Source organism: Niabella sp. CPT15-335-S11, assembly GCF_058792415.1.
This window is the reverse complement of sequence record NZ_JBYTEI010000001.1, coordinates 721,810-736,367: the sequence shown is the minus strand read 5'-3', so window position 1 is coordinate 736,367 and position 14,558 is coordinate 721,810. Positions and strand designations below refer to the sequence as shown.

Here is a 14,558-nt window from a genome sequence, read left to right as displayed (position 1 = left end):
GGGCCTGCACGGGTGAAAAGTCGCCGGGCCTTATATTCTTGCTTTTCTTAATGTACGGTTTCCTGCTCGCCAATCGGTTCTGTCTGCGGGATAAAGTCCCGGCCATCCTTACCGTAATCATAAGGCCAGCGCTGCACTTCAGGGATTTCACCTTCCCAGTTTCCGTGACCCGGATGAATGGGCGTGGTCCACTCCAGGGTAGTTGCACCCCAGGGGTTCCTCGTTCTAACCGGCCGGCCCTTATACATTGAATAAAAATAGTTAAATACAAACAACAACTGCACGGCAAATACGATGATCGTTACCACTGAAATCATGGCATCAAGCCCATGAAACTGGCTGAAGCTCACCCAACTGCTCTTATCCAGGTATCGCCTGGGCATACCGGCAAAACCCTGGTAATGCATCGGCCAGAATATTAGATAAGCACCAACCAGCGTAACCCAAAAATGAATATACGCCAGGGTATTGTTCATAAATCTCCCGAACATCTTGGGATACCAATGGTAAATACCCGCGAACATCCCAAAGAATGCTGAAACGCCCATCACAATATGGAAGTGGGCAACCACAAACATGGTATCGTGCAGGTGAATATCAATGGTGGAGTTCCCAAGGAATATTCCGGTCAGACCGCCTGAAATAAATAGGCTGACAAATCCAACGGCGAACAACATCGCGGGCGTGAACCGGATGTTACCCCGCCACAGGGTAGTAAGCCAGTTAAACACTTTGATCGCGGAAGGAACTGCTATCAACAAGGTAAACAATACAAACACCGACCCCAGGAAGGGGTTCAAGCCTGTAACAAACATATGGTGCGCCCATACCAGGAATGATAGGACACAAATTGCGAACAGGGATCCGATCATTGCCGTATATCCAAAAATGGGTTTCCTGGCGTTGACGGACATGACCTCAGAGACAATCCCCATCGTTGGCAAAATGATAATATAAACTTCAGGGTGACCTAAAAACCAGAACAGGTGCTGGAAGAGGATTGCACTGCCACCCTCGTTAGAAAGCGCCTGACCGGCAACATAAATATCACTTAAATAGAAACTCGTACCCAGGTGACGGTCAAACAACAACAGGATCAGACCAGACAGCAGCACTGGGAAAGAGAGCACACCTAAAATAGCGGTGAATAAAAGTCCCCAGATAGTGAGCGGCATCCGGGTCATACTCATCCCCTTTGTCCGCATATTCAAAATAGTTGAAATATAATTCAACCCCCCAAGCAGGGTAGAGATCACAAAAAGCACCATCGCGGAGATCCAGAAATCCATACCCAGCTTTGAACCAAGAGTGGCCTGCCCCAACGCACTCAGTGGTGGATACACCGTCCATCCGCCGGATGCTGGACCTGTCTGAATGAAAAGCGATGACAACATCACCACACTTCCTGCAAAAAAGAACCAATAGGAAAGCATGTTCAGGAAAGGCGACGCCATATCGCGGGCACCTAACTGAAGTGGTATAAGCAAATTGGCAAAGGTTCCGCTCAATCCCGCAGTAAGCACGAAAAAGATCAGCACGGTCCCGTGCATGGTAGTGAGGGCATAATAAAACTCGGGATGTATTTTTCCACCTTCAGCCCATTTTCCAAAAATGGTCTCCAGGATTGGGAAACTTTCATTAGGGAAACCAAGCTGCAACCTGAACAGCACTGAGAAAAGCCCCCCGATGATCGCCCAGATGATTCCTGTCACCAAATACTGCTTGGAGATCATCTTATGATCCTGGCTGAATATATATTTTGTGATAAATGTTTCCTTATGATGCGGTATGATATGTGCTCCATGCTGTGGCTCCAGGGTCACTACTTCAGGATGCGGGTGTAAAGTATCACTCATAGTCTTAATTAATTATACAACGGGAATAATTAGCGTAAATTAATGTGTCGCCGAACTGTCTTTTGAAATGGGTGTTCCTCCCTGTACTGCTGCAGTTGAATCTCCTGCAGGTACAGTTACACCGCTTTGGGCCAATTTTGCCTCAGCAAGCGCTTTTTTTGCAAACAGGTATTTCGGAATCTTTTGCATGATCCACAGGTCGTATTCCTCCTGGGTTTCCACCACGATCTCTCCGCGCATACCGGTATGCCCGGCACCGCACATCTGATCACAGGCAATTTCATATACGAAATTTTCGTTGCCTGTCTCCTGCTTCATCTGCTTTGTGGTCTTGATCGGGGTGAACCAGAGCGTTGTAGGTGTCCCCGGCACAGCGTCCATCTTCAGCCTGAAATGAGGCAGACCAACGCTATGGATGACGTCCTTCGCCCCAATAACCAGCCTCACCGGCCGGTTCACGACCAGGTGCATGGGCTCCCCACTCACATAAATATCATCGTGATTGGCTACATCGTCCCAGATCTGACCCAGCGGGTTTTCCATTGCCATATCAATATTTTTGTAATATTTCTTACCGAGAATACCATCCTTCCCGGGATAACGGAATTCCCATTTGAACTGGCTACCGGTGATTTCCACCGTCATGGCATTTTCAGGCGCCGCACTCGTAATCCTGTACCAATAAACCAACCCAAAACCGATCAATGTCGTCAACACGATCGCGGGAACCACCGTCCAGATGATTTCCAGGCTATTATTGTGAGGATAAAAATAGGTTTTCCGCTTGTCGGATTCCTGGTAGCGGAAAGCATACCAGAACAAGAGTATCTGCGTAATGAAAAATACGATTCCGGTAGCAATCAGGGTGTATTTCATCATTCGATCTACGAGGATCCCATGATCTGAGGCCGCGGAACCGAATTTCAGGATCTTATCGCCCAGGGTATGTTGCGTCCAATAGACCCCAAACAGTCCCAGGATCAGGAACACCAGTAAAAGAAACGCGTTAATCCTGTTTGCCTGTTTAAACGTCTTTTCCTCGCCCCTTACTATGGAAACATATTCACTGGCCCGGGATATTTGAAATACAATAGCGAAGCCCAAGGCCAAAATGACCAGAATTAGAAAGGTTTGCATAAATGTGATTCTGTTGTGTTAATTCAGCTTTTTTCTTTTCAAATCCGTTTAAGTATGATGGATCACACTTTCTTTGACAAAGGGGTGGTTCTTGGCCACCAGGGAATATTTACTCAGCGTCCTGCCTGTAAAGTACATGATTATTCCCACAAAACCCAGTCCAATTAATAAATCATACAGAATAAATGGCACTTTTCCGGGTGAAATGGCCGGGAAAACCATCTGGTAAAAATCAAGCCAATGCCCAAAAATGATCAGGATAGAAACAAACGTAACAGTTGTATAATTCCGTTTGGCATCACTACTCATAAATATCAACAGCGGCCCGATAAAATTTATGATGAACATCGTCCAAAAAATAAAGGCATAAGGCCCCTCGATCCGGGGTTTAAAATAAACAGTTTCCTCGGGAATATTTGCATACCAGATCAGCATAAACTGGCTGAACCACAGGTAAGCCCAAAAAATTGAAAACGCAAACTGGAATTTACCCAGGTCATGAAGGTGCTCTTTATTTACCATTTCAAGCAGACCGTTATTCTTCAGAAAAATCACAAAAAGAGTGATCAGGGCTACGCCGGATACAAAAGTGCTGGCAAAAGTGTACCAGCTATACATTGTACTGTACCAATGGGAATCAATGCTCATCAGCCATAGCCAGGGAACCGAAGACATAACCGTCAGCGCAAAAACCACCGCGTATAGGGAAGCAATAACCGTATTGTTGAAGTTGTACCTCTTTTTGTCTTCAATAGATACAGGGGGGTCATCATCGGTCTTGCGCGACATTTGCCGCATTTTCCAGCCTAACAGTGACCAAAGCCAAATAGTCAGAATCGTTATCGTCGTGAAAAAACCTTTGTTCAAAAAGCCGGATTTGTGCAGCAGCACTGGATCGTGCTGCACATGCTCTGCATCGGTCCAGTGATAAATCAGGTGGTTATCCCCAAACGTGATGGCCATCAGAATGAAAAACGCGATAATTCCCAGAATGGGTACCATGGCGGAGACGGCCTCTGTCACGCGCGTGAAGGCTATCTGCCATCCGCCCCAGGACAAGGTTGTAGCCACCATGAAAAACATCGTCGCATTACACATCATCAGGAAAAACACACTGTTCTGTAAAAGGCTCGCCCAAAACCTGGCATGGTTCGCAGCAGCTTCTTCCGGGGTGGCCGCAGCTCCATGTGTAGAAATGTACAGTATGATAACAGCTATCAGCCCCAGGGCCATTAGCACATAAGAAAATGTATTATATTTTTTTCCCGGTATGAACCTTTCCGAATTTGACATCCCGTTTTGTTTTGATGTGTTCTTTTAATATTATACTTACTTTTTAGCCGTCGCTGTGCTGTCGGGCGCTGCCGGCGCCACACCTTTTTGTTTGGAGCGGATATAAGCAATGACTTCCCAGCGCTGACGCGGATTTAACTGTGAAGCGTAGCTGCCCATCGCACGAATTCCGTAGGTCATAGAATGATACATCGTACCATCCGCCAGTTTGATAACAGCAGGATCCATAAAGTTCTTTGGTGCAGCCGTGTAAGGTCCTTCGCCTCCCTTGAAAAGTGGACCGTTCCCATCTAATTTCGCCCCATGACAAATCGCGCAGTTGATCAGATACAAGCGCTCCGCCTCTTTCAGATCAATTTTAGCACCCGCGGAATCAAGGGGATTCTTAATGGTGGCGGATTGTGCATAGCCGGCTGAATCATTTTTGAAGGGATAGACGAGTGAAAGATCCTCGTCCCGGGAAACAGTTCCGGCAACCGGTAGGCCGGTATAGTGAACCCCTTCTTTGGTCAAATCATCATGAGGCGCATAGGTCTCATACGCCCGGCTGTAAAACATATCCGGCATATAGGCATACCCCGGATCCTTACCTGCACCACACCCGGCCAGCATGCCCGACGCTCCAACAACTGCTATCAATAAATATTTCTTCATTTTATTCAGTAATATTCGAATTTTTGATCTCTTTTACTTCCAGGCCTTGATAAAATCTTCTCGCCTTTCCGACCCGATATAATCTAGACCTCGGGAACCGGTTTTCCAAACTTGACAGTATCCCTGTCGTACCTGCCAATCCACCAGTCGGCTTCTCGGTACTCCGCTTTTACGTCACTGGCACCCACACCTTGCAAAAATGAAACAGCTTCGGCTTCGTTGGTTTTGTCAGTACACTCGATCGCCATCACGAAAGTATCATCGGTACTTCGCAAATTGAAATGATCCTTTTTTACAAATGGGGCCAGTTGGCACAACCAGCAAAACGTAAGAACCATCCCAACAGCTGAGAAAAGTACAGTCAACTCAAACATGATAGGAATCCAGGCGGGCAGCGAAAAGAAGGGCTTACCGCCAAAATTGATCTGCCAATCCACCGCCAGCGCCCAGCCAATAAAGCTAATCGCGGTGGCCGTGCCCGTGATGCCATAAATAAATCCGGCAATATGCAGGTCGGTATCTTTCAATCCCATCGCCTTATCCAATCCATGAATCGGGAACGGTGTATAGACATCATGGATTTTGTAACCTGCCTGACGCACCTTGGTCACTGCAGGGAACAAGACATTTTCTTCATAAAAATTACCGACTACAAATTTCTTAACATTCATTATTCCTGATGTTTAACTTTTGCGTACTGTTTTTAATGGTGTGCATTTTCCTCAATAAACGCTTCAAGCGGTTGTTGTTCCTCACGGTCCATTCCTGCTTTAAAGTTGTCGCCGTTGCGTTTTAGGATATGCTTGATCTCAGCGACGGCTATCACGGGGAAGAATTTAGCAAACAGGAAAAAGCAGGTGAAGAATAACCCGAATGTACCCAGGAAGAAACCTACCTCCCAAATGCTCGGTGAATAATAGGTACTCCATGAACTGGGCAGGTAATCCCGGTAGATGGACGATACAATAATCACAAACCGCTCAAACCACATTCCAATGTTGACTAATATACTCATAAAGAAAGTGACCAGAATATTCCTTCTCATCTTCCGGATCCAGAAGATCTGCGGTGAGAGCACGTTACATCCCATCATGATATAGTAAGCCCAGCCATAAGGGCTGTTGAGGTTAACCCGGTTTTCCATGAAAGCGAACTGCTCATATTCTACAGCGCTATACCACGCGATGAATAGTTCTGTCAGGTATGCAATACCCACTATCGAACCCGTAAGCACAATAATCTTATTCATCACGTCGATGTGTTCGACAGTGATATACTCCTCCAATTTCAGCACTTTCCTGGTAACCAGCAACAGCGTCTGCACCATGGCAAATCCCGAGAATACCGCACCCGCAACGAAGTAAGGGGGGAAGATGGTGGTATGCCAGCCCGGTACGACTGATGTGGCAAAGTCGAACGACACGATCGTATGTACTGAAAGTACCAGGGGCGTACTCAGACCCGCTAAAACCAGGGAGAGCGATTCATGCCGCTGCCAGTGTTTTGTGCTTCCGGTCCATCCGAATGCCGCAACGCCATAAAACCATTTCCGCCATTTTACCTTAGCCCGGTCGCGTAGCGTGGCCAGATCCGGCAGGAGACCGCTGTACCAGAACAAAAGGGAAACGGTAAAATATGTTGATATGGCAAATACGTCCCAAAGCAGGGGAGAGTTAAAATTGACCCAAAGCGGACCGCGCGTATTGGGATAGGGCATTACGAAAAAAGCATTCCACACACGACCCATGTGCCAGATGGGGAACTGACCGGCACACATTACCGCGAAGATGGTCATGGCCTCTGCCGCCCGGTTCACACCCGTACGCCAACCCTGCCTGAACAGCAACAGGATCGCTGAGATCAGGGTACCCGCATGACCAATACCCACCCACCAAACAAAGTTGGTGATATCCCATCCCCAACCGATGGTCTTATTCAGGTTCCATTGACCCACACCATAGATTACTTCCGTTGTCACAGATATGCAACCAAAAGTTAGCAGTCCGACTGCAATCAGAAAACCGATCCACCAAAGCCTAGAAGGCTTGTCCTCTACGGGTTTACAGATATCCTCGGTGATCTGGTGATAATCTTTGCCTCCTTCAACCAACGGCGCCCTGGATTGTGATTCGTACCTGAGTAATGACATAATTGTTTATAAAAATTTCTTATAATAAATTCCTCTTATTCTTCCCTATCCCCCTCATTCAACTTTTTCGTCTTTTCTTTACACACCGGCCAGATGACCGGAATCAGCACTTACACCTCATCCTCTTTTCATTCCCGTACTCCGGATTATCTGCAGGGATCTGTTCTAATAACTCCTGAACATCATTTCTCCTGACGATTCTCGGGTCCCGGCCCTATTAATGATGAGCCGATGTATCAGCGTTGTGTCCCGTTGCGGACGGTATCGTCGCGCTATGTTTTCCTCCTTCCACGCCGCCCTTGTACGCTTCTGAACCCAACACTTCTTCTGTATTTCTGATCTTTGAGAAATAGCTGACATTGGGTAAAACGTGAAGTTGTTCCAGCGAATAAAACAGTCTGCGCGGATTATCCAGCCTGATCTTCGTAATAGCACTTTCTTTGTCGTGCACATCTCCAAAAACGATCGCATCTGTCGGACAAGCCTGCTGGCATGCGGTTTTGGCTTCGCCATCTTTCATCGGGCGATTGTTTTTCTTCGCCTCGAGTTTAGCGTGCTGCAAGCGCTGCACGCAGAAAGAACATTTTTCCATCACACCCCTTGAGCGCACGGTAACGTCCGGATTAAGTACCATCCTGCTTACAGGATCATTCATTTGAAATACTACCGGATCCAGTTTACCCACCGTTTTCTGATCCTGGTTGTTGGGGAAGCTATCTGCTCCGTTATAATCAGCCCAGTTGAACCGGCGCACTTTAAACGGACAGTTATTAGCGCAATAACGGGTACCGATGCAACGGTTATAGGCCATCTGATTCAATCCTTCCTCACTATGGTTGGTGGCAGCTACCGGACATACATTCTCGCAGGGTGCATTGTCGCAGTGCTGGCACATCATCGGTTGGAAGACTACCCCCTTCAAATTATCGGGGTTCTTTTCATCACTCACAAAATAACGGTCAATTCGCAACCAGTGCATATCGTGAAACCTGAGGACTTCGGCCTTTCCCACTACGGGGACATTGTTTTCAGCGTGGCAGGCTACCACACAGGCCGCGCATCCCACACAGGCATTCATATCTACGTTCATACCCCACTTGATTCCCGGGGTTGGATGAACGCCATACATAGTTCCCTCTTTCCGGAAGTCACCGGTGGATGCCGCGTATTTGTCAACCAGGTTCTGTCTCCAGTTCTTTATTTCATCCGGATACGTCTTGTAAGTTGCCAGCGTGGTTTCCCGCAGTACTTCCACCCTGCCTTCATACGAATTATGTATCTGGCTCTGCGCTACTTTTTCTTTGCGTCCGGTTGACGCGACTGTAACCCGGGAAGCTGAATAGTTAATATTATCACCAAATAGTGATGAAAATGGATATACATTCTGGCCAACGCCGGCGGCGGTCCTGCCCAGGTTCACGCTTCTGCCGTAACCAACCGCTACCGCAATGGTATTCGGATTCATCCCCGGCACGACCAAAACAGGAAGTTCGATTTTCGTCTTCGCAGTTTGAATGCTGATGACGGGCTTTTGGGGGTGGTATTCATATTCGGTATCGAGTTTAATACCCAATTCCTTAGCTTTTGCCATCGAAATCATCGCGAAATTGCCCCAGGCGGATTTTCCAACCGGGTCCGGCAACTCCTGCAACCAGGGATTTATTGCACCACTTCCCGGCCCAATGCCTACGTTCTCATAAAGTGCCAGTTCATCCTGACTACTTACCGGATAGGCTGCAATCGCCGCAACGGCTGCTCCTGAGGTTGCGCCGTTGTAGCTTACGCTGCCGGTAGCCGGTTGTGTGTAAACACCCTCTTGTAATATCTTATTGAATGCATCCTTCCCACCAAATTTCGCAGTCCAGTATTCCCGGAAATAAACATCATAGGTTCCGGCTGTGGACGTTGTTGTATTTCCGCCGGCATTCCATTTCAGCAAGGCGTCCTGATAAGGCCTGGTTTTGAACAGTGGATCAATGGTTGGCTGAAGAAAGCTAAAGTAACCCGCCTTAGGTTCGGCATCACCCCAGCACTCCAGAAAGTGGCTCGTTGGCAGAACATATTTGCAAAGCTCCGTGGTCTCATCCAATCTTTCACCGAAGGACACAGATGTTCCAACCTTTGAAAGCGCTTTCTTGAACCTTTCAGCGTCAAAATAATGATATGCCGGATTAGCACCCTGGATCAGGATGGCGCCTACCTGTCCCGATTCCATTTGCGTCAGCAAATCCGAAAATTCTTTATCTATACCTTTCCTGTTCTTGTTATGGGCAACCCAGTCGATGGTGGTGCCATTTGCCCCAATCACATCATTGATGGCATTAATGACCGTTTGGACATGCGCGTCATTGCTGCCGCTCAAAACCACCGCTTTTCCGTGGGCAGCCTTCAGATCTGCAGCCACTTTGGCAATGCCCGCTTTTAAAGTTGAATCTGCTATAACAGGCGCCGTTACTCCCTCTTTGAGTGCTGCAAGCAGCGCGACTGCTACTGCTCCGGTTTGAGAAGGCCGGTGGGTGAATCGCTCATCTGCATTTGATCCGGTCATGCTCAGGAAGCTCTCAAACTGGTAATGTTTGCTCATCTTCGGAGCATTTTCATTGATCCGCCTGCTGGTGGCATAACCTGCTGCCTGCTCAACCGGGTTGAGCCAGGTCCCCAGGAAATCAGCGCCCAGACTAACAATAACATCTGCAGCTTCCAGCTTGTAGGAGGGCAGAACCCTTCCAAAACCGGCGGCTTCATTGGCCTGTAACATTCCACTGTAGCTGATGGCGTCATATTGCACATGCCTTAGCTTGGGAAACTTTGAAATAATTTCAAGCGTAGTTGGGGAGTTGATGGTACTGGTCAGGAGAACGATCTGCGCGGCCGCTGCGAGTTCAGCAGTAATTGCTTTGTCCAGTGCATCAAATGTGCTTTCTTCAAATCCGCTACCCGATTTTTTCAGCGGAAACCTCAGGCGGTGGCTATCATAAAGATCCAGCACCGAGGCCTGTACTCTGGCTGTTGTTCCGCCTCTTGTGTAAGCTTGATCATTGCCTTCTATTTTAATCGGGCGACCTTCTCTCACTTTGGCTACGATGGGAACGGCGTCGCCATCCTGCAGATAAGTAGTTGCGTAGTATTTGGCCTCACCCGGGATCAGCTCCTGGGGTTTATAAGCAAAAGGAATAGCCTGTCGCACTTTCGTCTTACAACTTGCGGCCAGTGTAGCTGCAGCAGTGCTGAAGCCAAGATATTTCAGAAAGTCCCTGCGTGGCGCCTTTGCGTCGATCAGTCCCTTACTATCGAAATCCTCAAATGGCAACTCTTCACGAAACTCATCATGATTCTGTTTCTGGGAAGCCTCGGAATCATTTAGTTCAGCGAAACCCTGCCAATATTTATTTTCGCTCATTCTGTCGATTTATTTTGATCTGTTACCCGTTCCTGCCGTTTCTCACCGGCATCGACCGGGTACTAATGGTAATACAATTATAATTAATAGTGACATTTTTGGCATTCGATGCCGCCAATGTCCTTGACCGTTACACTATCCATCTTCCCGGATTTGATATCCTCGTGGAATTTCTCGTAAATGCTGTAAAACTTATTGCCCGTGGTGCTGTCCGTATTAAAGTTCACCTTGGTCTGCCTGTGGCAATTCACGCACCATCCCATGCTCAGCTCGCTTACTTGCTTCACTTCGTCCATCGCCGTTATTTCACCGTGGCAGGTCTGGCACTGCACATTCCCGACCCTTACGTGCTGGCTGTGGTTAAAATAAACGTGATCAGGGAGATTATGGATCTTGATCCATTCAATTGGCTGGGCCTGTTCAGGATTCCAGTTGTTTGAGTTCTGAGGATCAAATCCCGCGTATTTAAATAATTTCTGGATTTCCGCGGTGCCGTCAATTTTCATGCCCCTTGAATCCACGAGTTGTGCTCCATTGTACTTCTGGATCGTCTTGTGGCAGTTCATACAGACATTAACCGATGGAATAGCCGCTGTCTTACTTTCCCAGGCGTTTCCATGGCAGTACAGACAGCTTATCTGGTTAATCCCTGCATGCACCTTATGTGAATAAAAGATAGGTTGCACCGGCTCATAGTTGATCTGACGGTTTACGTCGATCGCCGCTTTAGAGAAGTAATAACCGCTGATGATGAATAACACAATTGCTGTAGTAGCTATATATATTTTATTACGATAAAACGGAAGCGGCTGCACCGTTGGAATACCTTCTATGTCGTTGGAGATGCGTTTGAGGTTGCGGTTTACAAACAGCAAAATCGCCACCACCAATGCCAGTATCAGGGAAATAATGCCGAAAATGATCGAATTCTGCGTATCACTTGCCGATGGTCCGCCTGCGGCAGCTCCAGCTGCAGGCGCTTTGGCAGCAGCCTCTAGTTTTCCGGTCCATTTAGCATCAATATAAGCCAGGATATTATCGATCTGAGCATCGGTCAGGTCATCGAACGTGCTCATCACCATCGGTGTCAGTTTTGAAACTTCAACAGCTTTAGGGTAACCCGAAGCGGTCAGCTTAATATTATTGCGGATCCATTCATGCAGCTTCCCTTTGTCCTCCCACTGGGCTTCAATACCTCCGAGAGCTGGTCCGGTACTGTTGGTTTTCATATCTCCCGAGTGACAGGCCTGGCACTTGGAAACAAACAGCGTCTTACCTTCCTCAACGCCCGCGCCGACCCCACCCCCCTTGGAAGCGGAATCGGCCTGTGCGAATGAGTAAGACATCGACCCGACAAAAAGCGTTATTATAATTAATGTTAGTCTCGTAATTATATACTTATAATTATTCATAAACGCGTGAAATCTAAAATGTGGATAAAAACCTCTGATTATTTGCAAAAATAAGGTTCGCGTATAACATAACATCAACATTGTTAAAATTTTTTAAACCCTTAACCCGCCTGCATTTCGTTCATTTTCAGCTTTGATTTCCAGGACCGGAAAAATAATTGTCACGGAAATGTCTGGTCTCAAATGATGGGTTTTGCGGTGAAAATCGGGGAAAACTTTCCCGGTTTTACTCTTTTGTGACATACCGGTCTTGACCTGCAAAACCGGCCAAAAATTGGTATTCATCGACAAAAAAATAATCTGCGATCTCCTTTTGAGAGCGTTGTTCAACTTCATTTGGTCATTTCCGGTATTTTTGGAAATATTTGGTGCCGGTTTCATCGCCTCAACGCGCCGGACCCGGATTTAAAACTACAAATCTTTCAGATGGCTATCAATCTCGCCATTTTTGCCAGCGGTACCGGCTCAAATGCACAAAAAATCATTGAACACTTTAAAAATCACCCGGTTGTCCAGGTTACGCTGGTCGTCAGCAACAATTCCCGGGCTGGTGTGCTGGACATTGCGCGGAATTCAGGTATCGAAACCCTGATCCTTGATAAGCAGCGCTTCAGAAATGGCGATGGCTATGTTGGTCTGTTGAAGGAAAAAAGAATCAGCTTTATAGTCCTGGCTGGGTTTTTATGGAAAGTCCCGGATACCTTGCTGGATGCTTATCCCGGAAAAATCGTCAATATCCATCCAGCCCTGCTTCCCAAATACGGCGGCAAGGGTATGTACGGGAAGTTTGTGCACGAAGCGGTGCTGGCGGCGGGCGAGACAGAAAGCGGCATCACTATTCATTATGTTGATGGCCTTTATGATCACGGCAGGATCATCTTCCAGGAATCCTGTAGCATAGATCAGGGCGATGACCCAGATTCCCTGGCTATGAAAGTTCACCGGTTGGAACATCTGCACTTTGCACCGGTTTTAGAAAAGATTTTGTTGTCGCTCACGGATGCCAAACAGGATTTAAAATAGTTTTTGCATTTTCTTTAGTTGTTTTGGCGTCCAATACAAGTTGTTGAGAAAGTATTTTCCGATACTATTTATATATCTACTGCTCTTCCTGTCTTTCCAACAGGCTAACGGGCAGATAAAACTCAGAGGAACGGTCTATGACAGCCTCGGGGTGATCCCTATTCAATCCGTCTCCGTCATGACCAGCTCCGGAGGCGGAGCGGTAACCGATAAGAACGGCCATTATAGCCTGGAGACCCGGGAAACCGATTCTGTCTGGTTTAGCTACCTGAACAAACCCACCCGGAAATTTGCAGTCAAAGACATTTCCAATCCATTTGCGTTCGATATTTCCATCCAGATGTTTATCCACACCCTGCCGGAAGTCAGGGCCCGGACACGCGACTACAAACTTGACTCCATGCTCAACCGGGAGGCTTATGCTAAAATTTTTAATTTCCAGAAACCCGGGCTGGCGATCGCTTCCGGATCGGGAAGCGTGGGTTTCGACCTGGATGAGCTGATCAATGCATTCAGATTTCGCCGCACGCGCAACCTGCAGTCTTTCCAGCGAAGGCTTATCACCCAGGAACAGGATGCATTTGTGAAACACCGGTTTAGCAAGGCGCTGATCCGGAGGATCACCCAAATGGATAACGACAGCCTGATCAACGAGTTTGTTGCTGCCTATCAGCCAAGCTATCTTTTTACGGCCAGGGCCAATGATTATACTTTTCATCAATATATCAAAGCGTCCTACGCCCGGTTTGTCCTGGGCCTGCGCCCGCCGCCATTCTGGAAGGAAGGGGAAATTAATGATGATTATTGAGGAGACGCTAGACTTTAGATTCTAGACGCTAGATGTTAGACTTTATTTTAATGTTATTTCATCTCTGGCGAATTGGACGCCAATTCATGTTTGCAATACCGGGGCCATCGGCCGTTGCGTAAGCAGGCAATTTTCCTTTTGCATCACACAGAAAAAATTGGGGTTAACTTTGCAGGATGCAATTTTCATCATCCCTGCTCGAATCTGCGGTAAACGAATTCTCAAAACTACCAGGCATCGGTAAGAAAACCGCCCTCAGGCTGGTATTGCACTTGTTGAAACAGGATCAGAAGGAAGTGACGCAGTTTAGCGAGACCATCAGCCGGATGAGAAGCGGGATTCGCTTTTGCCGTCGCTGCTTCAACGTGGCCGATGGTGAATTTTGCTCTATTTGCTCCAACGGCTATCGCCTGCAGAAAACGATCTGCGTGGTGGAGACGATCCGAGATGTTATCGCGATAGAAAGCACGCAGCAATACAACGGCACCTACCACGTCCTCGGGGGCGTCATCTCTCCGCTGGATGGCGTAGGTCCGGATCAACTGCATATCGACCCGCTTATCCAGCGGGTTGACGATGAGCAGCCCGAGGAACTTATCTTCGCGCTCAGTCCAACCATTCAGGGGGATACGACGATTTACTATATCCAAAAAAAACTCGCAGGAAAACCCGTGTCCATCACGACGATTGCCAGGGGGATCGCTTTTGGCGGTGAACTGGAATATGCCGATGAACTGACCCTCGCGCGCAGTCTGCAAAACCGGTTGCCGGTTGAAAAATACCTCAACAGGTAGCAATCGCCCTTTCGCAGTGCGGTTTCATGGAA

Annotated in this window: 11 protein-coding genes; 3 read left to right on the top strand and 8 right to left on the bottom strand. The window is 47.6% G+C overall.

Translation table 11 applies throughout. The features are described from left to right. Positions 1-47 precede the first annotated feature (47 nt). From AC3WS5_RS02995 to AC3WS5_RS02960, 8 genes are all read right to left on the bottom strand, one after another. Entirely contained in the window at positions 48-1,856 is a 1,809-nt protein-coding gene (locus AC3WS5_RS02995) for a cytochrome c oxidase subunit I (protein WP_492465717.1), read from the bottom strand. 39 nt (positions 1,857-1,895) lie between these two features. Continuing rightward, a complete protein-coding gene (locus AC3WS5_RS02990) occupies positions 1,896-2,993 on the bottom strand; it encodes a cytochrome c oxidase subunit II (RefSeq protein WP_492465715.1) in 1,098 nt (365 codons plus the stop codon). Positions 2,994-3,041: 48 nt separating this feature from the next. After that, complete coding sequence (locus tag AC3WS5_RS02985) at positions 3,042-4,286, bottom strand: quinol:cytochrome C oxidoreductase (protein ID WP_492465714.1); 1,245 nt, start codon at positions 4,284-4,286, stop codon at positions 3,042-3,044. 36 nt (positions 4,287-4,322) lie between these two features. Beyond that, the gene (locus tag AC3WS5_RS02980) at positions 4,323-4,940 is read right to left on the bottom strand and encodes a c-type cytochrome (RefSeq protein WP_492465713.1); all 618 of its coding nucleotides are present in this window, start codon (positions 4,938-4,940) and stop codon (positions 4,323-4,325) included. An 83-nt stretch (positions 4,941-5,023) separates the two neighbouring features. Then, positions 5,024-5,611, bottom strand: a complete 588-nt coding sequence (locus tag AC3WS5_RS02975) for a DUF3341 domain-containing protein (RefSeq protein ID WP_492465712.1) — start codon at positions 5,609-5,611, stop codon at positions 5,024-5,026. 32 nt (positions 5,612-5,643) lie between these two features. Further along, on the bottom strand, positions 5,644-7,089 hold the full coding sequence (gene nrfD, locus AC3WS5_RS02970) for an NrfD/PsrC family molybdoenzyme membrane anchor subunit (RefSeq protein WP_492465711.1): 1,446 nt from the start codon (positions 7,087-7,089) through the stop codon (positions 5,644-5,646). A 217-nt stretch (positions 7,090-7,306) separates the two neighbouring features. Then, positions 7,307-10,489: a TAT-variant-translocated molybdopterin oxidoreductase gene (locus AC3WS5_RS02965; protein ID WP_492465710.1), complete on the bottom strand. Its 3,183-nt coding sequence runs from the start codon at positions 10,487-10,489 to the stop codon at positions 7,307-7,309. 83 nt (positions 10,490-10,572) lie between these two features. Beyond that, on the bottom strand, positions 10,573-11,835 hold the full coding sequence (locus AC3WS5_RS02960) for a c-type cytochrome (RefSeq protein ID WP_492465709.1): 1,263 nt from the start codon (positions 11,833-11,835) through the stop codon (positions 10,573-10,575). A 492-nt stretch (positions 11,836-12,327) separates the two neighbouring features. On the opposite strand from AC3WS5_RS02960, the gene purN reads away from it, so the two are divergent. From purN to recR, 3 genes are all read left to right on the top strand, one after another. After that, a complete protein-coding gene (purN, locus tag AC3WS5_RS02955) occupies positions 12,328-12,924 on the top strand; it encodes a phosphoribosylglycinamide formyltransferase (protein WP_492465708.1) in 597 nt (198 codons plus the stop codon). Between the two features lie 43 nt (positions 12,925-12,967). After that, on the top strand, positions 12,968-13,732 hold the full coding sequence (locus AC3WS5_RS02950) for a peptidase associated/transthyretin-like domain-containing protein (protein ID WP_492465707.1): 765 nt from the start codon (positions 12,968-12,970) through the stop codon (positions 13,730-13,732). A 176-nt stretch (positions 13,733-13,908) separates the two neighbouring features. Continuing rightward, on the top strand, positions 13,909-14,526 hold the full coding sequence (recR, locus tag AC3WS5_RS02945; protein ID WP_492465706.1) for a recombination mediator RecR: 618 nt from the start codon (positions 13,909-13,911) through the stop codon (positions 14,524-14,526). Positions 14,527-14,558: the final 32 nt, after the last annotated feature.